Genomic DNA, 21,928 nt, shown 5'->3' on the forward strand with positions numbered 1-21,928 from the left:
CGTTACTCAATTCCATGCATCATTCTTTTCAGCATCGGGTTTAATAACAACATAATTAAAGCTGCTGAAATTGGAATTATAGTAAATATTAAAAAGAAGGTTGTTAAACCGTATTCTTCAGAAATTGGGTCGATATAACTTCCCGTAAAACCACCTAATAGATTTGCAAAGAAATTAGCTGTAAACCAAATTCCAAACATTAAACTAACAAATTTCACAGGCGCTAATTTACTTACATAAGATAACCCAACTGGAGACACACATAGCTCTCCCATAGTATGTAAGAAATAGGCAACTACCAAAAACATTAAACTAACAGAAGCTGTTTTAGCACCATCTGGTATTCCCGCTGCTCCATAAGCTAAAACTCCAAATCCAAAACCTACTAGAAGCAAACCAATAGCAAATTTAACTGGGCCTGAAGGATTTAATTTACTTTCCCAAATTTTAGAAAATAAAGGCGCAAATAATATAATAAACAATGAATTTAAAACTGAAAACCATGATGCCGGAACTTCCGTTGCATCTGATTGAAACTCTCTATTTAACATCCAAATAACAATTCCCCAAATAATTACAAAACTCAAGCCTAATAACACATTGGCAAACGCGTAATTCTGAAATGTTTGCTTAAATAACATCACTAAAACCCAAGTAATAACCAACATTGGAACCACTGTGATTATGGTGTTTACTATTTTGAAAGTTAGTGCTGCACTACCAACTAACGCTCGATCTGTATAATCTGCTGCAAAAACGGTCATAGATCCTCCCGCTTGCTCAAATGCCCACCAGAAAAATATTACAAATATTGAAAACACACCAATAACAATCATTCTATCTCTGACAACTCCAGAACTTTCTGCTTCTTCGATAACTTCTTCTATATCTTCTCCAATTTTTTCAACACTATCCTCAATTACATCGTCAAAATCTTGTGTTTGCTTTGGCGACAATCCAATTCTTCCAAATATTTTTTGAGTAAAATAGAATTGTAACATCCCTAAAAACATAAAAATACCAGCTAATCCAAAACCATAATGCCATCCAATATTTTCCCCAATATATCCACATAACAAAATACCTAAAAAGGCTCCTGCATTAATACCCATATAAAAAATGGTATAACCTGAATCTTTTTCTTTACCATGATTTTTATAAAGTTGTCCAACCATAGACGAAATGTTTGGTTTAAAAAATCCATTTCCTATAATTAATAAGGATAACCCAATATAAAAGAAAATAGATGTCAATCCCTCTAGTGCCATGGAACCGTGACCAAGAGTCATAATTAATGCACCAAGTACCACAGCGTTTCGGTATCCCATAAATTTATCTGCAATAAAACCACCAATAATAGGTGTTAGGTAAACCAATCCTGTATACCAACCGTATAAAACTAATGCGTCTGCTCTAGACCAATCCCAACCACCATCAATAAGTGTAGACACTAAAAATAGTACAAGTAATGCTCTCATACCATAGAAGGAAAAACGCTCCCACATTTCAGTAAAAAACAACACAAATAATCCTGCAGGATGTCCTAACACTGTTTTTTGATTCTCAGCAGAGCCTCCAAATTTAAATTCCATAATAATTTATATTAGTTAGTATTAATTAGTTTAACTTTTGATTAAAAAAAATCTATGGCAAAATTTTATCACCCAATGTTTGGTCAATAAAATTTGTCATTTTTTTATATAAATGTAAGCGGGTGTTGCCTCCGTAGATACCGTGATTTTTATCAGGATAAATCATCCACTCAAATTGTTTATCCGCTTGGATTAATGCTTCTACCATCCGCATAGTGTTTTGAACATGTACATTATCATCACCCGTTCCGTGAATTAATAAAAAATCGCCTTTCAATTTATCCACGTGGTTTATGGGTGAGTTTTCATCATAACCACTTGGGTTTTCTTGCGGTGTTGTCATATAACGTTCTGTATAAATAGAATCGTAAAAACGCCAGCTTGTTACAGGTGCTACAGCAATAGCCATTTTAAAAACATCATTCCCTTTAAATAACGCATTACTACTCATATATCCGCCATAACTCCAACCCCATATACCAATTCGAGACGCATCGATATACGATTCTGCACCTAACTTTTTAGCGGCATCTATCTGATCTTCTACTTCGTATTTCCCGAGTTCTTTTTGAGTTACTTTCTTAAATTCAGCCCCTTTGTATCCGGTGCCGCGTCCATCTACACAAGCAATGATATAGCCTTTTTGAGCTAAATACTGATACCAATAATCATTAGCGTTATTCCAAGAATTAGAAACACTTTGAGAACCTGGACCCGAATATTGAAACATAAATAAGGGGTAGGATTTGCTTGCGTCAAAATTAGCAGGCTTAATCATCCACATATTCAAATCATTGCCGTTAATAGCAATTGTTGAAAATTCTTTTTTAGACATTTGGTATTCCTTCAACTTATTTTGAAGCGCTGTATTGTCTTTAATTAATTTAATTTGCTTACCATTCTTGGCGTTATTTAATGTGTAAACTGGTGCTGTAGTGGCACTTGAAAAGGTTTTTATAAAATATGAAAAATCAGCACTAAAGGCAGCACTATTTGTTCCATCATTTGCCGATAATCGGGTTTTATCACGACCATTTAATTTAATAGAATAAACATCGCGATTAATGGAACCATTTTCAGTTGACTGATAAAAAATAGTTTTATTCTTGGCATCAAAACCATAATAACTAGTGACTTCCCAATTCCCTTTAGTAATTTGGTTGATTAGTTTCCCAGTTTCATCATAATGATAAATGTGGTTGTAGCCATCTTTTTCACTGGTCCAAATAAAACTATCATCCTCTATAAAGGTTAAGTTATCCGTTACATCCACATAGGCATTATCACGATCTTCCAACACTAAATTAGTTGTATTTGCTTTTGCGTTTACAAACCATAAATCCAATTCATCTTGATGTCTGTTCATATATTGCGCACTTAAAACATCAGGATTATTGGTCCATGCTATTCGAGGAATATAAAAATCGGTATACGTTTTATTAACCTTTACTTCTTCTGTTTGTGAAGCCTTTAAATCATGAATATGCAATGATACTTTAGCATTTGCTTCACCAGCTTTTGGATACTTAAACACGTTTTGAGTTTGATATAAATCCTGTCCGTACACATCCATAGAAAATTCTGGCACATCCGTTTCATCAAAACGAATAAAAGCTATTTTATCGCTTCCTGCATTCCACTCAAAAGCTCGCACAAAGCCAAATTCTTCTTCATAAACCCAATCCGTGATTCCGTTTATAATTTTATTTTTTTCACCATCAAAAGTAATTTGTTGGGTATTTCCTGTTTTTAAATCTTTAACAAACAAATTATTATTGTAACCATAAGCTAATTTGGTTCCATCAGGCGAAAACGTTGGTTCTTGAATTTTTTCTTCAGCTACTAATTCTAATTGTTTTGTTTTGGTATCATATATAAAATATTTCCCAAGGGTTGAACGTCTAAAAATAGATTCAACGTCTGTAGCTAAGAGTATTTGACTTTCATCATCACTAAAGGTGTAATCTGTAAAATATTTTACCGCTTCTAAATTAGCAGAATTTACTAATGTTTTTTCCTTATTTAAGGTTTTATAATCATAAACATCTATGGTTGTAGAACCCGAAGTACGGTCAAAATTCAACACAGAATATTGCTGACCATTATTCATGGAGTGTAAAGCGTCCATGCGCTCGGTTCTAAAGGTACCAGACCAGATGTCTTCAAGTGAAATTTTATTATTTTGAGCCGTAGAAAATAGGCTCGTTATAAAGCAAACTAACAGAAGTTGTTTTGTAAATCTCATTAAAAATAATGTTATAGATAAATTAATGCCAAGTTTACTAAAAAATAAGCAAAAAACCGTATTTATTAACAGTTAAATAGCCTTGACATGCAGAACTCACACAATAATAGTATCTTTACGTTTTGAAAAAAATCTAAATGAATACACCCATATCAGGCTTTTCTAAATTCTCAAAATCCGAAAAAATCAATTGGATAGTTGACACTTATTTTACGAATTCAGAAGCTGCCAAAAAAACGCTAAAACAATATTGGAATTCAGACGAAAAGCTACAACAGCTTCACGATGAATTTATTGAAAACACCATTACCAATTATTATTTACCATTAGGCGTGGCACCAAACTTCCTTATTAACGGAAAATTACACACCATTCCTATGGCTATTGAGGAAAGTTCAGTAGTTGCAGCAGCAAGTAAAGCGGCTAAATTTTGGTTGGAGAGAGGTGGTTTTAAGGCAACCGTTTTATCAACTACTAAAATTGGTCAGGTGCATTTTATGTTTCCTGGAAATCCAGAAACACTCCAATCATTTTTTGAACAGGTAAAATCTAAATTACTAGCAGACGCCAAATCCATTACTCAAAACATGGAAAAACGTGGTGGTGGTATTTTAGATATTGAACTCCGTAATAAAACATCCCATTTATCTGGCTATTACCAACTTCACGCAACGTTTGAAACCTTGGATGCCATGGGAGCAAATTTCATAAATTCCTGTTTGGAGCAATTTGCAACAACTTTTAAACGTGAAGCTTTGCTCTATCCCGGTTTTAACGACGCTGAAAAGCAAATTGAAATCGTCATGAGTATTCTCTCTAATTATGTTCCAAACTGTTTAGTGCGTGCGGAAGTATCTTGTCCTGTATACAATTTATCAGATGATAAAAATATTGATTCAGAAGCCTTTGCACAAAAATTTATTCAAGCTGTTAAGATTGCCGAAATTGAACCGTATCGTGCGGTAACCCATAATAAAGGTATTATGAATGGTATTGATGCCGTTGTATTGGCAACTGGTAATGATTTTCGTGCTGTGGAAGCTGGTGTTCATGCGTATGCATCGCGCGATGGGCAGTACCGAAGTTTAACACATGCTAAAATTGAAAATGGCATATTTACCTTTTGGATGGAAATCCCTTTAGCATTAGGAACCGTTGGTGGACTTACAGGTTTACATCCTTTGGTGAAATTTGCCATGGAATTATTACACAAACCTAACGCTCAAGAACTCATGCAAATAGTAGCTGTGGCTGGATTAGCACAGAATTTTGCCGCACTGCGGTCTTTAACAACAACAGGGATCCAGGAAGGACATATGAAAATGCATTTAATGAATATCTTAAATCAGTTTGATGCAACTCCAGATGAGAAAACACAGATAATCCATCATTTTAAAAACCATGTGGTAACCCATAGCGCAGTAGTAGAAGCTATTAGTAATATACGAAAATAAGCGAAATTGAAATTGTCCTAAAAAAGATAAATCACAAAGCATGACACGTTTTTATAGCAATGGTAAATTATTATTAACTGGCGAATACGTGGTTTTAGATGGTGCGCTTTCACTTGCTTTACCTACTAAATACGGGCAATCGTTATTTGTAAAACCTATTGAAGCACATAGAATTCTGTGGAAAAGTAAAGATGAAAAAGGAAGGATTTGGTTTGAAGACAGCTTTACTATTTCTGAAAACCGCATCAATGGTAACAACCGAAATAATCCTATTTCAGAGCGATTAATTCAGATTCTTCAAGAAACAAGAACTCTAAATCCAAAATTTTTAAATTCAGGTTATATTGTTGAAAGCCACTTAACATTCTCAAGAAATTGGGGACTTGGCTCTTCTTCTACCTTACTGAATAATATAGCCAATTGGGCCCAAGTAAATCCATATCAACTATTGGATAAAACCTTTGGAGGCAGTGGTTATGATATAGCTTGTGCACAGAATGACACAGCCATAACCTATCAATTACAGAATAAAAACAGGGACGTAAACCCCGTTCAGTTTAATCCAACATTTAAGGAACATTTGTATTTTGTGTATTTAAACCAAAAGCAAAACAGTCGGGATGGTATAGCTAATTACAGGCAAGCAGCTAAAAGCAATTCAAATGCTATTTTAGAAATAAATACGATTACCAATCAGATGATTGTTTGTGAAACCATTTCAGAATTCAATCTACTATTGAATACTCATGAAGAAATTATTTCTAAACTAATTCAACAACCAACCGTTAAAGCGCGTTTGTTTTCAGACTTTCCTGGCGCATTAAAAAGCCTTGGTGCTTGGGGTGGCGATTTTATTTTGGTGTCTTCTACTGAAAATCCTGAACCCTATTTTAAGGCGAAAGGCTTTCAGACAATTATTAAGTATCAAGATTTGATTTTATAATTAAATCAGTATTCACAAAGCGCTTTACATTCAAATTTATTTTTTAAAGGACTATAGGTAACTGAAACCTGTGCAGTTTGATGAGTAACATGAATATGATGCTTCTAAAATATCACAACGAGATTCTATATAAAAACAAAAAAGGCTTTACAATGTGTAAAGCCTTTTCGTTTTATAAAAATACAGCTAAATTATTGTACCGTTTTAGCTCTATTATCTTCAATTTCAGAAGCCTCCTTAAGCGCAGGGTATAATTTAGAATTTACTGAATTAACTTTAGATACTTGCACTTGATTGGCAAGTCCTTGGTAATTTTCTAATTCTGCAGCTGGCGTTAGTTTTTCAACGCGAACCATATACATCCCTTTTTCACCTTCAATTAATTTAGACGTTTCACCCTCTTTCATTCCAAAAGCATAACCAACAACTTTTGGCTCATTTCCTGCTCCTGAAATAGTTGGTGTTTTCATATTAATTGCTAATGCCGAACGTACTGATGTGTTTTCAGCTTTTGCTAAATCTTCTAATGTTGTTGCAGAAACTCTACTTCTAATTTGCTCTGCTTTCTTTTGCTTACGAATTGCTGGTAAGGCTGTAACTGAAGCGTCTTCAGATTTCATTAAACCTGCTTTATTTTTAGCTACTAACTGAACAATTGCATAACCACCTGGCACATTGAAACGCTTGTAATCTCCTACTTCCGTAGCTTCCTCAAAAGCCCAGCGTGTAATAGCACGTTGGTTTCCTAATCCTGGAATGGTTTCGTCTAATACTTTAATGGTATTTACTGGACGAACCACATAATCTTGTTCTTTTGCTAAATCAGCGAAATCACCTTTTTCTAAACTAATTTCGAAATTTGATGCTTTTCTAAATACATCGTTCACTGTTTGTTCAGATGGCTCAATTTTTCTAGCAATTGTTCCTATTTTAACAGCACGTTGTTTGTTTTTCTGGCCTAATATTTCAATGACGTGGAAACCGAAATCCGATTTCACAACACCAATAGATCCTTCTTCATTTTCGAAAGTAAAATCTCTGAATTCAGGAACCATAGCATTGTAAGTAAACCAATCTAAAACTCCTTCTTTTTCATTACTTACTGTATCAGCAGAAAAATCTAACAATGATACAAACTTATCCTTATCTGCTTTTATAACCGCCATTAAACTATCAGCTGTTTTTTTAGCTTCAACTTCTGTTTGTGTAGTTGTTTCAGTTTGCGAACGAGATCCTACAAAAGGAATTAAAATATGTCTGGCTTTAACCGAATCCGGCAATTGGGTTACGGCTATCATTTTAGTTAATTTAACTAAACCATTATCTTTATAAGGCCCGTAAACATCACCAACGTTTAAATTGAAAATATCTTCTGCAACGGCTTCAGGTAAAGCTGACTTTAAAATAAAACGATTATCAAACTTCACTTCAGAATTTGCAATAAAGTTGATGTAGTTCTCATTGTTTTTAACTTTTGAGAATGCTTGAATTGTATCTGTTCTCCCATTTACAAATTCAGCACGATCTGTTTTGTACTTGGAAATTTCATTTTCTAATTCCTGAATATCTTCTACAGATGCTTCTTCTTTAAATTGAACATACTGTAAATCTCTAGATTCTTCTACTTCGTATTGATTTCTGTGATTTTTCATGTACGTTTCAATTTCTGCTTTAGAAACTGTAATTGTACTATCTGCTATTGAAGAAAAAGGAACTTGAACAAATTTAATATCGGCATTATCTCCTTCTAATTTGTGTTGTAATTTACCTTCAGCAAGCGTTCCAATCATACCAGCTTTAACCATGTTAAAGTAGTTTTGTTGCAATGCATTTACAGAAATAGAATTTTCATAGTCAATCCATTGTTGATATGCTGCGGCAGACGTTGCTTTTAAATTAGCAATGTATTCTGTTAGTTTATTATCATCAAACAGTCCAGCTTCATTTTGAAAATCTGGATTTGAGGCCAAATTAGTACGTAAAATATCACGCATTTGATCTCTTTCAACAGTTATTCCTAATTTTTCAAATTGGTTTTCCAGTACAGCATTACGAACCTCTTGTTCCCAAACACGGTTCATTATTTGCGTTTGTGTAGCTTGACCACCCATTTGTTGAGTTGCATTTTCTACTTTCATTAAAAAATCCTCACGTGTAATATCTTTACCATTTATGGTAGCAACAATGTTTTGAGATTTTGCTGAAAGCGCATCACTGTTTCTGAATAAATCTGATAATACGAATGAAAATAATGCTAATGCAATTATTAATATCAGGAATAGTGAGCGTTGTCTAATTTTATTTAAAACTGCCATCTGTCATTTAAATTTTTTACGATATAGTGCGCGAAAATACCATTTTCTATTTAATAATAAAAGGAGAATTTCGCATTAATTATTTTAATTGTCGGGAAATTAGTCTTCTTCAAGAATTTTAAGTTTGACTAAATCGATTTTTGTGTTAGAAACTTCTAAAATAGTAAACTGAAAGTCTTCCATTATAACCACTTCATCTTTCTCTGGAATACCTTCGGTAAAATCTACAATTAAACCTCCTAAAGTCTCGTAGTTCTCACTATCTGGGAGATTAATTTTATAAGTTTCATTCAGGTAATCCACCTCAAATCTTGCCGAAAAAATATAGTTTTCGTCATCAATTTTCTCTTCTGTTAATACAACGGTATCGTGTTCGTCTTCAATTTCTCCAAAGAGTTCTTCAACAATGTCTTCAACGGTCATAATTCCAGAGGTACCACCATATTCATCCAAAACAACAGCAATACTCTTACGTTTTTTAATTAAAACACTTAAAACATCTTTAATCAACATGGTTTCTGGCACAAATTCAACAGGCCTTATTATGGATTTAAGTGTTTTTGGTTTTTTAAATAGTTCAAAAGAATGGGCATATCCTATTATTTCATCAATGTTCCCTTTATAAACTAGTATTTTTGTAATTCCTGTATCGGTAAATTTCCCGTTAATAGTTTTCAGTGATTCAGTAACATCAACCGCAATAATCTCTGTTCTAGGCACCATGACTTCGCGTGCTTTTACTTCCGAAAACTCCAAAGCATTTTGAAATATTTGAATCTCGGTATCCACATCATCATGCGGTTCTGCCGATTCCATTTGCTCACTAATATAATGACCGAGTTCTATTTTGGTAAATGCCAGTTGTACTTGATCACCTTCAGTTTTAAAGAATTTTTTAAGAACAAAATCGGTTATCCAAATAATAAAATCGCTTATCCATGAAAATAGCACATAAAATATATAAGCTGGTATTGCCAATAATTTAAGCAAGGAATTGGCATAAATTTGGAAAAATACTTTCGGCAAAAATTCTGCTGTAATTAATATAATAAGGGTTGAAATAACCGTTTGGGTTAGCAGACTAAAATCTACCAATAAGTAATTTAAAATAGCGGAATTGGAATTAGACAGTGCTAGCATATCTTGAAACCATGCCACCAACAAATCACCCATAAAAAACCCGTAAACTACCAAAGCAATATTATTACCAATAAGCATGGTAGCAATAAACTTGGAAGGTTTTACCGTTAATTTAGATAATATTTTAGCCAGTAATCCACTTTGCTTTTTTTCAATTTCAATGTGAATTTTATTAGAAGACACATAGGCAATTTCCATACCTGAAAAGAAGGCAGAAAGGATTAAGGATGCAATTATAATAATGACATCTGGATTCATAGGCTATTTGCGGTCTCTTTCTTCAAAGCGTTTATTGAATTTTTTTCTAAAGAAAAACATAAAAATAGCGGCAGCGGCTAATAGAATGGATGCATAATCTATGTACTCATTTTCCATATATTTTTGCGCAGCTACATAAATAAATAGAATAGCAAAAATTAAATAGGCGTACTGAAAAAATTTAAAGATTTTCATCTTGATAGGTTTGAATTGTTTATTAAAAACAAAGGTAAATAAAAAAACCTCATGCGTTTATAATTCATGAGGTTTCCGTTATATATTTAATAATTTGCTATTCGTCTACATTAATTAGACCATCAATTTCAAGCACTTGGGCTTTTGTGAACTTTACATCCGAATCAAACCCCTTACCATTTATAATGTCTGATCCAGTTCTAAATGTTACGGGTTGATTTGTAAACATCCACTCTCTATTCTGATCATAGTACAATTGGTCAGCATATAATGTGTCGTTTTTATAAGACGCCAATACCACGTTCCCTTGCATATCAATCAGCCCCGTTTTATCATAAACAATGGCATAATCTGCTGTAATGGTACTTTTCTGATTGTTTTCGTCAAACAAATCCAATTCAACCGCATCTGGAAATTCTGAAAAGGGAAAATCTCTATTAGAAAAGTCTAACATTTTAGGACTGCGTAAAAGGGCTGTTACACGACCGGAATCTGTATACTTCAAATTCATGTTTTCGGCAATACCAATGGGTGCATTTTCCGAAATACCAATTTTTTTAACGTCCTCAAAATTATTTTTGCAAGAAAAAACCATAGTCAAAGCAATAGCTAAGACTATGGTTTTATGTATATGTTTTATTAAAACAGTCATTAAATTTTTGGTACGGTAATCGTTCTACCAATCCAGCAACCTACATTAATTTGTTTTCCTGACATATTCTCTTGGAAAATCTCTGATTTTTGTGGAGCTTTAGCTCTATAACTAGTTGCTGTTTGTGCAGCTGCACTTTTTAATGTTGGATCTACGCGACCAGCTTTTTCAGCTTCGTCAGCAGCTAACCAAAACACAGCACGCTTGTTAAAGTTACTATCTCCACAATCGTTAGCACTTGCATTATACATAGATGCAATACGTAAGTGAGGACGACCATTTGAAGGGTTTAACCTTAAAGACTTCATATAGTACTCACGAGCACTTCCATAACGCCCTTTATTTTTAAGTTTGTCACCAATTCTTTCATTAAGTCTCGCTTTTTTGAAATTATCGGTTTCTAAACCTACAGCTTGCTCATAAAACGCTAAAGCTTCATTTACTTTTCCTTCTTTATCTTTTAAGATCCCTAAATAGTAAGCTGAATTAGCCGAAGGGCTTATTTCATGATATGCGTTTACTAACTTAAAGAACATTGGATCGTCTGTACATTCTTTTTCAGACATTTTTCCTGCTGCACGTTGTAACCACAGTGCGTTAGCTTTATTATCTTCAAAGCCTTTTTCGTATAGTGGAATTAAGTTTTCACAGTTTGCACGATCTCCTAATTTCTTATCAACAGCACTTGATACTTGATCATAAGCTTTTAAATAACTTTCGTAAGATCTTTGGTAACTAGATTCTTTTCTAGTTAAAGCTGTTCCCGCTTCTTCTTTTTCAATGATAACATTTAATTTCTCTGAATAATTACCAACTTCTGTTTGAATTTTTTCAGCAACATCATCATATTTATCAAATAATTCCGCAGCAGTTTTAGACTGCGCATCATATAAATCTACCATTAAAGAAAAATACGTGTATAATGATTTAGGGTTTGTAAAATTTTCTTTATCCGCATTAAAAGCGGCATCAAAACAATTATATAGTTCTAAATCTGACAAACCTAAAACGTCTCGGTTATCATATTGTAACTGACAAGATTTTGTTTGAAACTCACCAACTGGCGAATCACTTGCAAAGTTAGCTTGACGTTCTTCGTATAGTTTAGATAAATCTTTGATAAAGTTTACCTTTTCTGCGCCTGAAGCTTTATCAATTTTATGTTCTAAAATGTCAGCTCCTTGACTATAAATGGCTTTGTGCAATTTTGGACAATTAGTACGGACATACATCCAAGGCTCATAAGCAGCATCATAATTTTTTGCTTTTGCATATTCAGAAAATATGGATAGTTTCGTCATACATTCCTCGTTCTGTTGCGCATGGGCAACTTGAAATCCTAAAAATAGCACTACTGCTAATAATGTGATTTTCGTTTTCATAATATTCATGGTAAAAGTGTTAATCATATCTTCTTTTTTGGAACCATCTATCGTTTAAGGATAAACTTAAACTAACATTAAAATAGTTCTCTTGTATTAAATTATTATTTGTTGTTCCACGCTTTCCGTATTCAAAGCCAATGTTAGCATTTGAGAAGAAATCGTTTCCTACAGGTAATCCTAATCCAAAAGACATGCCAAACTCATCAATGGAGGTGTTATTAATGTTCAGCCCAGACGATTCAAAGCGCAATCCAGCCCTGTAAACCACTCGACTTAAGTAACTTGAAAAAGAATTATACTTTGGAATAATAAATCCACCTAATGCTAAAGTTGAGCTGTTTGAATAGTCAACTCCTGTATATCCATACAGTTCATTTTTAAAATTTTTAGTGTTTTGGAACGTATATTCAGCACCAACAAACCAAATTCTTGGTTGTCCAATACCGGCTCCAAAAGATATTTTTGAAGGTAAAACAAACTCCGTTTCCTCTAAACCTTGTGCGGCTAAATCAGCATCTATAGTATCAACAGGGAATTCAATATTGGTGTCGGGATTGAAGAGAATAGTACCAAAAGACCGTTCGTTACGTGATTTTAATCTGGTTTCTGGTGTAAACGTGAAACCGGATTGTAGTTCTAGATCATCAGTAACCATAGCTTTATAGGTCAGTCCAAAGTTAAGACTAATACCACTTAAATCTGATCGGTTTGTTTCTTGCGATTGATATTGTAGAATGGTACCATCATCTGGATCATAATCAAAAACAATCGTGCTATTTTTAATATTTCCGAAGTTATAATTAACATCTACACCAACACTAAAGTTTTTATTTATGTAGTAACCAGCGGATAAATAGGTTCTGTTTACCCCACCTTCACCACGAAAGCGTTCGTTTAAACTTAAATCGTTATTTCTAGTTTCTAATTTATAACCAACCGATGTATATGGAATTAAACCAAAACCAACACCAAGTCTACCAAGTGGAATACTCATAGATAGGTAATCGAAAGTTGATGATTTTAAGTTATCTTCTCCAGAATCACTTTTAAGCTTTAATCGGGAATGTGATCCTGCTACCGAAAATATTACAGGTCTATTTTCGTTACCGTAAACAGCTAAATTTTTACTTCCGTAAGCTGCTGGGTTTTTTAGGTTAAGGTGAATACTATCTGTATAGATGCTTATGCCTCCCATACTCCTGTTTTCAACGGTACCTTTAAATTTCAAGCTCCCAATTCCATAAAAGGAATAAGGTGAAGCTGTACCATCTTGCGCATAACTTTTAATTGCAAATACAGCAATAAAAACTAATACCAGTTTTTTAATCATTCGTTTGAATTATATTGTAAAATGTGGTTTAAACCTTCTAATAAGAAATTAGAATGGGCAAATATGCTACTTTTTAATTGTTTAGACAAAAAATTAGCGTCTCCTCCTGTTAAAATAACTGTTAAATCTGAAAATTTTTCTTTATAAGTTTGAATCACACCATCAATTTCAAATAAAACGCCATGAACAACACCAGAATGAATGGCTGAATTTGTGGTATTACCAATTATCATTTTCGGCTTCTCTTTAGTTAATAACGGTAAATTGGCTGTTAAATTATTTAAAGATGTATAGCGCAATCTAATCCCTGGGGAAATGGCACCTCCTAGGTACTGATTTTGATTCGTAATAAAATCATAAGTGATACAAGTACCTGCATCCATTATTAATGTATTTTGATATGGGTATTTTTTAACTGCAGCGCTAACCAATGCCATCCTGTCCACCCCTAATGTTTGTGGTGTTTTATAATCATTTATAAATGGCAACGGTGTTTCTGCGTTTAAAACTAAAACATGCAGTCGTTTTTTAATAGTTTCTAATTGCAAATTAGACAACAATCCAACCGAAGACACGATGGACTTATTGATTTCAGGATATTTTTTTAGAAGGTTTTCAAAATTATTTTCAAACGCCTCTAATGAGCACGTTATTTTTTCAATAAGCTCATCCGCTTGAAATACAGCTATTTTCACGGATGTATTGCCAACATCTATTATTAAATTCATAGGATAATTTAAGGATGTAAAAATACAAAACGATTTTTTATAAATTTTCTTTTGGTGAATAATAAAAACAAGTTATATTTGCAACCGCATTTAGCGCTGGTGCCTTAGCTCAGTTGGTAGAGCAAAGGACTGAAAATCCTTGTGTCCCTGGTTCGATTCCTGGAGGCACCACCACCAAAACCCAATCTGAAAAGGTTGGGTTTTTTGGTTTTTAGCATACCATACGACACATTAAAAACTAGCCTTACCCAAAAATTCCATTAATCTATTAACGCATAATCAGTAAACGCGTTTTTACCAAACTTCCTATCCAAAAAACCTTTTAAATATTATTTCTTTTGGAATGCTCCTTATCATTAATTAATTTTTATCTTGGTTTCCTTTAGACTATGCCCAAAATCATGTTATCAAATTTCTTTAAAACACTAGTGTTTTGCACTGTTATTAGCACAACAATTTCCTATAGCCAATCCTTTAACTCCAGTTTTGAGGAGGAAATTTTTGAATCTTATAAAAAGGATTCTATTAATTACGATTTTTTTAAAAGTATGTTTGCCATTGATTCTTTAGCGAACAACAATTTGGTTTTAAAGTATCAAGATAGAGTCAATACCCTTCTTAAAACTTTTCCCGAGAAAGAAAGTAAAGCAAAAAAAAGAGCAAAAAAGAATCAAATTTATCTACGATGAAATTCACAGTACTTTTTTTAATAAATATTTATTAAATTCATATTTCAACGATTTATTTGAAGATGGAACCTATAATTGCGTAACTGCATCTGCACTATACGCCTATGTTTTTGACGAACTAAATATTCCTTATCACGTTAAGGAAACACCTACGCATGTTTTTTTAATTGCCTATCCAGAAACTTATAAAATTTATCTTGAAACTACTGTTCCTGGAGAATATGGCTTTATTGTCCCTAAAGAGTCTGAAGTAATAAAAATAATTGATGAACTCATTAGCTACAAGCTCGTAACAAAAGACGAGGTTCTTGAAAAAGGCTACATGAAATTTTATGAGGATCTGTATTATGGCCGTGAGTATATTAATAAAAACGCATTAATTGGTATGCAATATTACAATAGAGGTTTAACGTATTTAGATACCGAAGATTATAGCAAGGCCATAAATAACTTAAGAAAGTCTAAAATATTTTTCTCCTCACCTCTTATTAAGCCGATTATAAAAACAATCATGTTTGACAAAATAAATGATTTAGAATTTAATTCATTTGAGGATATCGATTATTTATTAGAACTAATAGAAATTGCCAATTATCCAGAGGACTACTCCTTAAAAAATTTGGAATCGTCCTTATTTAAAATAATTAATCATGATGATAACACAAATAAATTTATTGAGGCTTCTATAGAAAAATTCAAAACCATCAAGGTGGAAGAGGTTAGAAATACAGCATTAGAGTTTTTATATGAATATTTAGCAAAGCAAGCAGGTACAGATGAAAACCTGGAAGATGCTTTAAAATATAGTGACCAGATTATAAATTTGAATCCAAATAGTAAAATAGCCCAAAGAATTATTGAGTATGTCTGTTTTAGAAAAATTGCTTTATCTACATTTAATAAAGAAACCCTTAGTGAGTTTGAAAAGAACATTATTAAACACCCTTTTTTAAAATCTAACAACCGTTATTATTTGGCATTAGCGCATTTATATGGAAACATTTCATTAGATAGTTTTGTTAACAAGGACATTGAAAGTGCTCAACTATACCTTAAAAAGCTAGAAAACTTATTGGACAATAATGACATCATAAATGAAGTTAGTAAAAAGCTCAGATCAGATGTATACACTAAAGCGGGAAACTATTATTATTATAAAGAGCAACACAAATCAGCTTATGCTATTTACAGCAAAGGACTAACCTACGCACCAAATGACAATGAATTAAACAAAAGAGCCAAATGGTCAAAAGATGAATTATAAAACTCACTTCTGCTTAACCAAATAGCATTACAAATTAATGCGGCAACTTATCTTTAAGCACGCCATATACGTACGTACCTAAAATAGCCGAAGCAATAACCACCAAGATTGGCCAATAACCTGCACCTACCAAAACATACATAGGTCCAGGACAAGCTCCCGCCAATGCCCAACCTAATCCAAAAAGTGTTCCACCAATTAGGTAACGCTTAAAGCCACTTTCTTTTGCTTCAAACTGAAGCGTTTTACCGTAAAACGATTTAATTTTGAAGCGTTTTATAACAAACGTCATCAACAAACCTAGACTTAATGCCACACCTATAATGCCATACATGTGAAAAGACTGGAATTGAAACATTTCAAAAATACGAAACCATGACGCCGCTTCCGATTTAAACATGGTGATTCCAAAAATCACACCTATTACTAAATATATACCTGTTCTCATTATTTAAAAAATTAAAGGGAATAATACATGAACCATTATCAAGCCTCCTAAAAAGAAACCTATAACCGTAATTAATGAAGGTAATTGTAAGTTACTCAAACCAGAAATAGCGTGACCAGAAGTACAACCGCCAGCATAACGCGCTCCAAATCCGACTAAAAAACCACCAATAATTAAAACTAACAATCCTTTGACATCCGTAAAAACATCATTTCCAAACAATTCCGTTGGCATATAACTGGTTCCAGCACTATCAAACCCTAAAGCATTTAAGTCTGCGACGGTTTGATTACTGATAGCCACAGTATCGCTAGGTGATAAATATTCCGAAGCAATAAAGCCACCAATGACAGCTCCAATAACCACAACTAAATTCCAACGTTGGGATTTCCAATCGAAATCGAAAAAATCTGTACGCTTTCCAGCACCTACCATACTACAAATTGTACGCAGGTTAGAGGACATTCCGAAGCGTTTATCTACCATAATGAGCAGAAACATTACTAATGCAATCATAAAGCCAGAGAAATACCAAGGCCAAGGTTCAAGGAAAAATGCCATGTTTTGTGTTTATTTTTTGCAAATAAACAGATAAATATTCAGGAAATTAAATCCTTTGTAACATTCGTTACAGACTTTGGTAGTTCACAAAGCTAACTTTGTAGTCATTTGCATTTTCTTCAGTAACTTTGCTTAACAATAAACGGCTATGTGGAATTATATTAACGCTTTTAAGGATGCCATTCTAGGAACTTTAAATTGGACTTGGAATTCTATTATTTTCGAAGTGCCTTGGTACACTAATTATTTTTGGGGATTAATTGTTATTTCGCTATTAGTTTGGGGATTAGAAATTTTATTTCCATGGCGAAAAAACCAGGCTATTTTTAGAAAAGATTTCTGGTTAGACGCGTTTTATATGTTTTTCAATTTCTTTATTTTCGCTATTATTATTAGTGGTGTTTATCGTTTTTTAGAAGTCGCTTTTGCAGATTTAGGTATTTCCATGACTAGTTTAGCATTAATAGACATCAGTATTTGGCCAATGTGGGCACAGTTACTTGTTTTCTTTATTGTTCTAGATTTCGTACAGTGGTTTACACATGTTTTATTGCATCGTTTTGAAGTCCTTTGGCGCTTTCACCAAGTACACCACAGCGTTAAAGAAATGGGGTTTGCTGCACATTTGCGCTACCATTGGATGGAGAATATTTTATACAAGCCATTAAAAGTTTTTGGTGTAATGATTTTGGGTGGCTTTGAACCTGAACAAGCTTACATAGTGCATTTTATTGCTATTTCTATTGGTCATTTTAATCATTCAAATATTAAAATTACCTATGGTCCGTTAAAGTATATTTTGAATAATCCAGTAATGCATTTATACCACCATGCTTATAATTTACCCGAAGGCAAACAATTTGGTATGAATTACGGAATTAGCTTAAGTGTTTGGGATTATATGTTTAAAACAAATTATATTCCTGAAGATAGTGGTAACGTTGAATTAGGCTATGAAGGTGATGACACCATGCCAAACACGTTTATAGGACAGATGAAATATGGTTTCTCTAAAAAGGAAAAACAAGTTTAATTACTTTTTTAGAAACTTAATAAACAATTCGCTATCCTCGCGACTTGCCACAGAGTTATAACTAGTCTCAAATATATCTAATTCAAAATACGGTTTAAAGTACGTAATATATTCCGCTTTAGAACCCCCAAATGGTGGTCTTTCCGTAAACAACGGTTTATCAAATAATAAACCAACTAACTTTCCATTCGGGTTTAACAAACTGTGCATTTTTTTAGCGTACGCTTCGCGAAGGTTTGGATTTAATGCACAAAAAAAGGTTTGTTCAATAATTATATCGAAGGTTTCATTCATATCAAAAACATTGGTGTGCCGTAAGTTTTCACTTGGAAAACTAGGAACACGGTTTTTAAAATTATCTAATGCTGTTTTTGATAAATCGGCTATACATACATTTTTAAACCCATTTAGAAACAAGTATTCAGCTTCATAGGAATTTCCTGCTCCTGGAATGAGAATTTTAAGCGATGTATCTTTTAACTGATCGAAATATGTTTTAATTGGCAAGGACACCTCACCTAAATCCCAACCCGTATCTTGGTTCTGATAGCGCGAATCCCAAAACGATTCAGATAAATCCATGAATTACAAATGTGATTGAATTAAAGATACTAAATCGCGTTTAGAAGCTAATCCAGATTGTCGCCATAATTGTTTTCCGTTTTTATAGAGAATAAGCGTTGGTACGCCACGAACTTTAAATTGGGCTGCTAATTGCTGGTTTTTATCCACGTCTATTTTTAAAATGGTGACATCTTCACCAAGGCTATCTTTTACGTCTTTTAAAATTGGACTCATAGTTTTACATGGTCCACACCATTCGGCAAAAAAATCGACTAAAACAGGTTTGTCTTTATTTATTATTTCTGAAAATTTACTCATATCTACATTTTATTTATCGAACGAAATACTCCAAATTCCACGTACTTCATTTTCAATATACCCTATGGCTTCATCTTTTGGGTATAAAGCTTTTATACTTTTGTATACTTCTGGCGCTACCGATTTTCCATGACATTGTAAGCACATGGTATTGGTTTCAATTGGATAGTAAAATCTGACGCCGTTTGATGTTTCTTCAACAATAGGATCAGGATTTACACCTAACAAAAAATCTTCTTTAAATTTTGCAATATGCTGAAGCTCTAGCTCATTAGCTTGATTTCTAGGGTTTCTTGGTTTATCAGAAACACGCTTAATTTTGGCATTGTGTTTTACAGCCATACTATCCGTTAGTGGGTAAGCGGCGATATTACAGAATTCTACAGCTGCTAACGTACCTTTTTGTTGAATCGTGCCTATTAAGTTTTTTCCCAAAACGGCTTTCGTGCTTATGGCATATTCCATCCCAATATCTGCGTAAGATTTTTCAGGCTCTATAGTTATTTCTTCTTTAGAAACTTTATTAGTTTCCTCAAATTCAATTTCTGCTTCCTTTAGTTCTGATGTTTCTGAATTTTTACAACTCACAATTACAGCGCACGCAAAAATCAACATATAATATTTACGATTCATGATTTGCCATTTTTCCGGTTGCACAACTTATAAATGACTTGGCTTTGGTTACTACTGAATTAGCCGCATCAATCTCTGGATAGCCTAAAGATTTCAGTTTTTGTTTGGCAGCCACCAAATCTGCTTCAGATGCATAATCAAAGCTCACTTCGTTAGATTCTACTGATACTGACACGTGTTCAACACCTGCAACATCTGCTAATTTAGTTGATACCGTATGGGCACATCCACCACATTTTAAATTTTGAATTTCGAGTGTTGTTTTCATTTTATTTCCAGTTTAAATAACCACCTTTTAAATCATAAATTTCCGTGAATCCCATTGCAGATAATTTGCTCGCCGCTTTTCTACTTCGCGCACCACTTCTGCAATATATATAAAGTGGTTTTTCTTTATTTAATTTTTCAAATTGACTTTCAAAACTAGTTGCAAAAAAATCTATATTCTTCGCATTTTTAATGTGACCAGAATTATATTCGTTTGGGGTTCGAACATCAACTAACTGAACTTTTCCCTTTTCTATTTGTGTTTTGTATTCATCAACAGGTAACACTTTGAGTGCGGCGTTTTGAGCTGTACCGAACAGCATAGATATAAATGACATAAAGATTATAATTTGTTTCATATGTATTCTTAATTCGTTTATAAAATTACAAGGAATATTTAACCCTATACGTAACATTTGTTACTAAAAAAGAGTGGCTAGGACCACTCTTTTAAATATACGGAATTTTTAATAAATTACTTTAACGTAGTTGGACAAACAAAATCTGTTACTGGAATCCCTGCTTCTTTAATTGCAGCAAAACCACCTGCAATTTCTACTAAATTATGAATACCTCGACTCTTTAAAATAGAAGCGGCAATAACACTGCGGTAACCACCAGCGCAATGCACGTAAAATGTATCGTTTTTTGGAAATTCGCTTAAATGATCATTCAAAAAATCTAATGGTGTTAAATGCGCTTCGTTAATGTGAGCCGATGTAAACTCGCCTTCTTTTCTAACATCAAAAACAGGAATAGTATCTTTCTCTAAAATGTCTTTAAATTCGGTTGCAGGAATGGATTTAATAGTATCTGTTTCTTTTCCTGAATTTTTCCAAGCTTCAAAGCCTCCTTTTAAATAGCCCACTGTATAATCAAAACCAACACGAGATAAACGTGTAATAGTTTCTTCTTCTCTGCCTTGTGGCGCAACTAATAGAATTGGTTGTTTTACATCAGCAATTAAGGCTCCTACCCAAGGGGCAAACCCACCATCAATTCCAATAAAAATAGAACGTGGAATATGACCTTTTACATAATCATCTTGATGACGCACATCCAAAATAACAGCTTCAGTTTCATTGGCTGCCGCTTCAAACGCATCTGGCGATAAAGCTTGCGTACCCCGTTTTAAAACCACATCAATATCTTCATATCCGTCTTTATTCATCTGAACATTTAAAGGGAAATATTGTGGTGGTGGCTGTAAACCATCTGTTACTTCTTGTATAAACTCTTCTTTAGTCATATCCGCACGCAAGGCATAATTCGTCTTCTTTTGGTCGCCAATACTACCTACGGTTTCTTTGCTTAAATTTTTTCCACATGCCGATCCTGCACCATGAGCGGGATAAACAATAACATCGTCAGCTAAAGTCATTATTTTGGTGCGTAAGCTTTCAAATAAAATACCTGCTAACTCTTCCTGCGTCATGCTTGCCGCTTTTTGTGCTAAATCTGGTCGACCCACATCACCTAAAAACAGGGTGTCTCCACTAAAAATAGCATAATCTTTTCCGTTCTTATCTTTTAGCAAATAGGTGGTACTTTCCATGGTATGCCCTGGTGTATGCAAAGCTGTAATGGTAATATCGCCTAATGGAAACACTTGGCCATCGGTGGCAATAACAGAATCAAATCCTGTTGATGCGGTTGGGCCAAAAACAATTTTAGCACCACTTTCTTTAGCTAGTGTTACGTGACCACTTACAAAATCAGCATGAAAATGAGTTTCAAAAATATATTTGATTTTAGCGTTATCCTTTTTAGCACGCTCTAAATACGGTTTCACTTCGCGAAGTGGATCAATAATAGCCACTTCACCTTGGCTTTCTATATAGTAAGCACCTTGCGCTAAGCATCCTGTATATATCTGTTCAATTTTCATATTTCTAACTTTTTAATATGTTGCAA

General features: G+C 33.6%; 21 protein-coding genes and 1 tRNA gene. 5 read left to right on the forward strand and 17 right to left on the reverse strand.

Annotated features, from left to right (window positions below; all coding sequences use genetic code 11):
- Nucleotides 1-2: 2 nt before the first annotated feature.
- Complete coding sequence (locus GMA17_RS10575; protein WP_248395873.1) at nucleotides 3-1,592, reverse strand: peptide MFS transporter; 1,590 nt, start codon at nucleotides 1,590-1,592, stop codon at nucleotides 3-5.
- Between the two features lie 52 nt (nucleotides 1,593-1,644).
- The gene (locus GMA17_RS10580; protein WP_248395875.1) at nucleotides 1,645-3,837 is read right to left on the reverse strand and encodes a S9 family peptidase; all 2,193 of its coding nucleotides are present in this window, start codon (nucleotides 3,835-3,837) and stop codon (nucleotides 1,645-1,647) included.
- Between the two features lie 137 nt (nucleotides 3,838-3,974).
- Between GMA17_RS10580 and GMA17_RS10585 the strand changes: the two genes are divergently transcribed.
- Complete coding sequence (locus GMA17_RS10585; RefSeq protein WP_248395878.1) at nucleotides 3,975-5,291, forward strand: hydroxymethylglutaryl-CoA reductase, degradative; 1,317 nt, start codon at nucleotides 3,975-3,977, stop codon at nucleotides 5,289-5,291.
- A gap of 40 nt (nucleotides 5,292-5,331) precedes the next feature.
- Nucleotides 5,332-6,234, forward strand: a complete 903-nt coding sequence (locus GMA17_RS10590) for a GYDIA family GHMP kinase (protein WP_248395880.1) — start codon at nucleotides 5,332-5,334, stop codon at nucleotides 6,232-6,234.
- 191 nt (nucleotides 6,235-6,425) lie between these two features.
- Here the strand turns inward: GMA17_RS10590 and GMA17_RS10595 are convergent, their stop codons facing one another.
- From GMA17_RS10595 to GMA17_RS10625, 7 genes are all read right to left on the reverse strand, one after another.
- Nucleotides 6,426-8,549, reverse strand: a complete 2,124-nt coding sequence (locus GMA17_RS10595) for a SurA N-terminal domain-containing protein (protein WP_248395883.1) — start codon at nucleotides 8,547-8,549, stop codon at nucleotides 6,426-6,428.
- Nucleotides 8,550-8,648: 99 nt separating this feature from the next.
- Complete coding sequence (locus GMA17_RS10600) at nucleotides 8,649-9,947, reverse strand: hemolysin family protein (protein WP_248395886.1); 1,299 nt, start codon at nucleotides 9,945-9,947, stop codon at nucleotides 8,649-8,651.
- 3 nt (nucleotides 9,948-9,950) lie between these two features.
- Nucleotides 9,951-10,142, reverse strand: coding sequence for a hypothetical protein (locus GMA17_RS10605; RefSeq protein WP_248395889.1), 192 nt, complete (start codon nucleotides 10,140-10,142; stop codon nucleotides 9,951-9,953).
- A 97-nt stretch (nucleotides 10,143-10,239) separates the two neighbouring features.
- Nucleotides 10,240-10,794 carry an LPS export ABC transporter periplasmic protein LptC gene (gene lptC / locus GMA17_RS10610; protein WP_248395890.1) on the reverse strand — a complete coding sequence of 185 codons (555 nt, stop codon included), beginning with the start codon at nucleotides 10,792-10,794 and terminating at the stop codon, nucleotides 10,240-10,242.
- Nucleotides 10,794-12,176: a M48 family metallopeptidase gene (locus GMA17_RS10615; RefSeq protein WP_248395891.1), complete on the reverse strand. Its 1,383-nt coding sequence runs from the start codon at nucleotides 12,174-12,176 to the stop codon at nucleotides 10,794-10,796. The genes lptC and GMA17_RS10615 overlap by 1 nt, the downstream gene beginning before the upstream one ends.
- Nucleotides 12,177-12,195: 19 nt before the next feature.
- The gene (locus GMA17_RS10620; RefSeq protein WP_248395892.1) at nucleotides 12,196-13,509 is read right to left on the reverse strand and encodes a hypothetical protein; all 1,314 of its coding nucleotides are present in this window, start codon (nucleotides 13,507-13,509) and stop codon (nucleotides 12,196-12,198) included.
- Nucleotides 13,506-14,237, reverse strand: a complete 732-nt coding sequence (locus GMA17_RS10625; protein ID WP_248395893.1) for a type III pantothenate kinase — start codon at nucleotides 14,235-14,237, stop codon at nucleotides 13,506-13,508. The genes GMA17_RS10620 and GMA17_RS10625 overlap by 4 nt, the downstream gene beginning before the upstream one ends.
- A gap of 98 nt (nucleotides 14,238-14,335) precedes the next feature.
- Here GMA17_RS10625 and GMA17_RS10630 point away from each other — a divergent pair.
- Both GMA17_RS10630 and GMA17_RS10635 read left to right on the forward strand, forming a co-directional pair.
- Nucleotides 14,336-14,411: transfer RNA gene (locus GMA17_RS10630), tRNA-Phe, on the forward strand.
- Nucleotides 14,412-15,248: 837 nt separating this feature from the next.
- Complete coding sequence (locus GMA17_RS10635) at nucleotides 15,249-16,190, forward strand: hypothetical protein (protein WP_248395894.1); 942 nt, start codon at nucleotides 15,249-15,251, stop codon at nucleotides 16,188-16,190.
- Nucleotides 16,191-16,224: 34 nt separating this feature from the next.
- On the opposite strand, the gene GMA17_RS10640 is transcribed toward GMA17_RS10635, so the two are convergent.
- Both GMA17_RS10640 and GMA17_RS10645 read right to left on the reverse strand, forming a co-directional pair.
- Nucleotides 16,225-16,638 carry a DUF6691 family protein gene (locus tag GMA17_RS10640; RefSeq protein WP_066252407.1) on the reverse strand — a complete coding sequence of 138 codons (414 nt, stop codon included), beginning with the start codon at nucleotides 16,636-16,638 and terminating at the stop codon, nucleotides 16,225-16,227.
- Between the two features lie 3 nt (nucleotides 16,639-16,641).
- Nucleotides 16,642-17,199 carry a YeeE/YedE family protein gene (locus GMA17_RS10645; RefSeq protein ID WP_248395895.1) on the reverse strand — a complete coding sequence of 186 codons (558 nt, stop codon included), beginning with the start codon at nucleotides 17,197-17,199 and terminating at the stop codon, nucleotides 16,642-16,644.
- A gap of 148 nt (nucleotides 17,200-17,347) precedes the next feature.
- On the opposite strand from GMA17_RS10645, the gene GMA17_RS10650 reads away from it, so the two are divergent.
- Nucleotides 17,348-18,232 carry a sterol desaturase family protein gene (locus GMA17_RS10650; protein ID WP_248395896.1) on the forward strand — a complete coding sequence of 295 codons (885 nt, stop codon included), beginning with the start codon at nucleotides 17,348-17,350 and terminating at the stop codon, nucleotides 18,230-18,232.
- Here GMA17_RS10650 and GMA17_RS10655 read toward each other — a convergent pair whose 3' ends face one another.
- From GMA17_RS10655 to GMA17_RS10680, 6 genes are all read right to left on the reverse strand, one after another.
- Nucleotides 18,233-18,814 (reverse strand): methyltransferase domain-containing protein, encoded by a 582-nt coding sequence (locus tag GMA17_RS10655; protein WP_248395900.1) that lies wholly within the window; start codon nucleotides 18,812-18,814, stop codon nucleotides 18,233-18,235.
- Nucleotides 18,815-18,817: 3 nt separating this feature from the next.
- Nucleotides 18,818-19,114 carry a thioredoxin gene (gene trxA / locus GMA17_RS10660; protein WP_248395903.1) on the reverse strand — a complete coding sequence of 99 codons (297 nt, stop codon included), beginning with the start codon at nucleotides 19,112-19,114 and terminating at the stop codon, nucleotides 18,818-18,820.
- A 9-nt stretch (nucleotides 19,115-19,123) separates the two neighbouring features.
- Nucleotides 19,124-19,747: a DUF3365 domain-containing protein gene (locus GMA17_RS10665; protein WP_371922363.1), complete on the reverse strand. Its 624-nt coding sequence runs from the start codon at nucleotides 19,745-19,747 to the stop codon at nucleotides 19,124-19,126.
- Nucleotides 19,737-20,015 (reverse strand): heavy-metal-associated domain-containing protein, encoded by a 279-nt coding sequence (locus GMA17_RS10670; RefSeq protein ID WP_248395905.1) that lies wholly within the window; start codon nucleotides 20,013-20,015, stop codon nucleotides 19,737-19,739. Before GMA17_RS10670 ends, GMA17_RS10665 begins: the two co-directional genes overlap by 11 nt.
- A 1-nt stretch (nucleotide 20,016) precedes the next feature.
- Nucleotides 20,017-20,373, reverse strand: a complete 357-nt coding sequence (locus GMA17_RS10675) for a rhodanese-like domain-containing protein (RefSeq protein ID WP_248395906.1) — start codon at nucleotides 20,371-20,373, stop codon at nucleotides 20,017-20,019.
- Nucleotides 20,374-20,489: 116 nt separating this feature from the next.
- Nucleotides 20,490-21,902: a rhodanese-like domain-containing protein gene (locus GMA17_RS10680; RefSeq protein ID WP_248395907.1), complete on the reverse strand. Its 1,413-nt coding sequence runs from the start codon at nucleotides 21,900-21,902 to the stop codon at nucleotides 20,490-20,492.
- Nucleotides 21,903-21,928: the final 26 nt, after the last annotated feature.

The sequence above is a fragment of the Bizionia sp. M204 genome, from assembly GCF_023205095.1.
Lineage (GTDB): Bacteria > Bacteroidota > Bacteroidia > Flavobacteriales > Flavobacteriaceae > Algorimicrobium > Algorimicrobium hallyeonense.

Excerpts from the sequence above, each read along its gene's own strand:
- GMA17_RS10575 (WP_248395873.1), bottom strand. The coding sequence starts at position 1,592 with ATGGAATTTAAATTTGGAGGCTCTGCTGAGAATCAAAAAACAGTGTTA.
- GMA17_RS10580 (WP_248395875.1), bottom strand. The coding sequence starts at position 3,837 with ATGAGATTTACAAAACAACTTCTGTTAGTTTGCTTTATAACGAGCCTA.
- GMA17_RS10585 (WP_248395878.1), top strand. The coding sequence starts at position 3,975 with ATGAATACACCCATATCAGGCTTTTCTAAATTCTCAAAATCCGAAAAA.
- GMA17_RS10590 (WP_248395880.1), top strand. The coding sequence starts at position 5,332 with ATGACACGTTTTTATAGCAATGGTAAATTATTATTAACTGGCGAATAC.
- GMA17_RS10595 (WP_248395883.1), bottom strand. The coding sequence starts at position 8,549 with ATGGCAGTTTTAAATAAAATTAGACAACGCTCACTATTCCTGATATTA.
- GMA17_RS10600 (WP_248395886.1), bottom strand. The coding sequence starts at position 9,947 with ATGAATCCAGATGTCATTATTATAATTGCATCCTTAATCCTTTCTGCC.
- GMA17_RS10605 (WP_248395889.1), bottom strand. The coding sequence starts at position 10,142 with ATGAAAATCTTTAAATTTTTTCAGTACGCCTATTTAATTTTTGCTATT.
- lptC (WP_248395890.1), bottom strand. The coding sequence starts at position 10,794 with ATGACTGTTTTAATAAAACATATACATAAAACCATAGTCTTAGCTATT.
- GMA17_RS10615 (WP_248395891.1), bottom strand. The coding sequence starts at position 12,176 with ATGAAAACGAAAATCACATTATTAGCAGTAGTGCTATTTTTAGGATTT.
- GMA17_RS10620 (WP_248395892.1), bottom strand. The coding sequence starts at position 13,509 with ATGATTAAAAAACTGGTATTAGTTTTTATTGCTGTATTTGCAATTAAA.
- GMA17_RS10625 (WP_248395893.1), bottom strand. The coding sequence starts at position 14,237 with ATGAATTTAATAATAGATGTTGGCAATACATCCGTGAAAATAGCTGTA.
- GMA17_RS10635 (WP_248395894.1), top strand. The coding sequence starts at position 15,249 with ATGAAATTTTATGAGGATCTGTATTATGGCCGTGAGTATATTAATAAA.
- GMA17_RS10640 (WP_066252407.1), bottom strand. The coding sequence starts at position 16,638 with ATGAGAACAGGTATATATTTAGTAATAGGTGTGATTTTTGGAATCACC.
- GMA17_RS10645 (WP_248395895.1), bottom strand. The coding sequence starts at position 17,199 with ATGGCATTTTTCCTTGAACCTTGGCCTTGGTATTTCTCTGGCTTTATG.
- GMA17_RS10650 (WP_248395896.1), top strand. The coding sequence starts at position 17,348 with ATGTGGAATTATATTAACGCTTTTAAGGATGCCATTCTAGGAACTTTA.
- GMA17_RS10655 (WP_248395900.1), bottom strand. The coding sequence starts at position 18,814 with ATGGATTTATCTGAATCGTTTTGGGATTCGCGCTATCAGAACCAAGAT.
- trxA (WP_248395903.1), bottom strand. The coding sequence starts at position 19,114 with ATGAGTAAATTTTCAGAAATAATAAATAAAGACAAACCTGTTTTAGTC.
- GMA17_RS10665 (WP_371922363.1), bottom strand. The coding sequence starts at position 19,747 with ATGAATCGTAAATATTATATGTTGATTTTTGCGTGCGCTGTAATTGTG.
- GMA17_RS10670 (WP_248395905.1), bottom strand. The coding sequence starts at position 20,015 with ATGAAAACAACACTCGAAATTCAAAATTTAAAATGTGGTGGATGTGCC.
- GMA17_RS10675 (WP_248395906.1), bottom strand. The coding sequence starts at position 20,373 with ATGAAACAAATTATAATCTTTATGTCATTTATATCTATGCTGTTCGGT.
- GMA17_RS10680 (WP_248395907.1), bottom strand. The coding sequence starts at position 21,902 with ATGAAAATTGAACAGATATATACAGGATGCTTAGCGCAAGGTGCTTAC.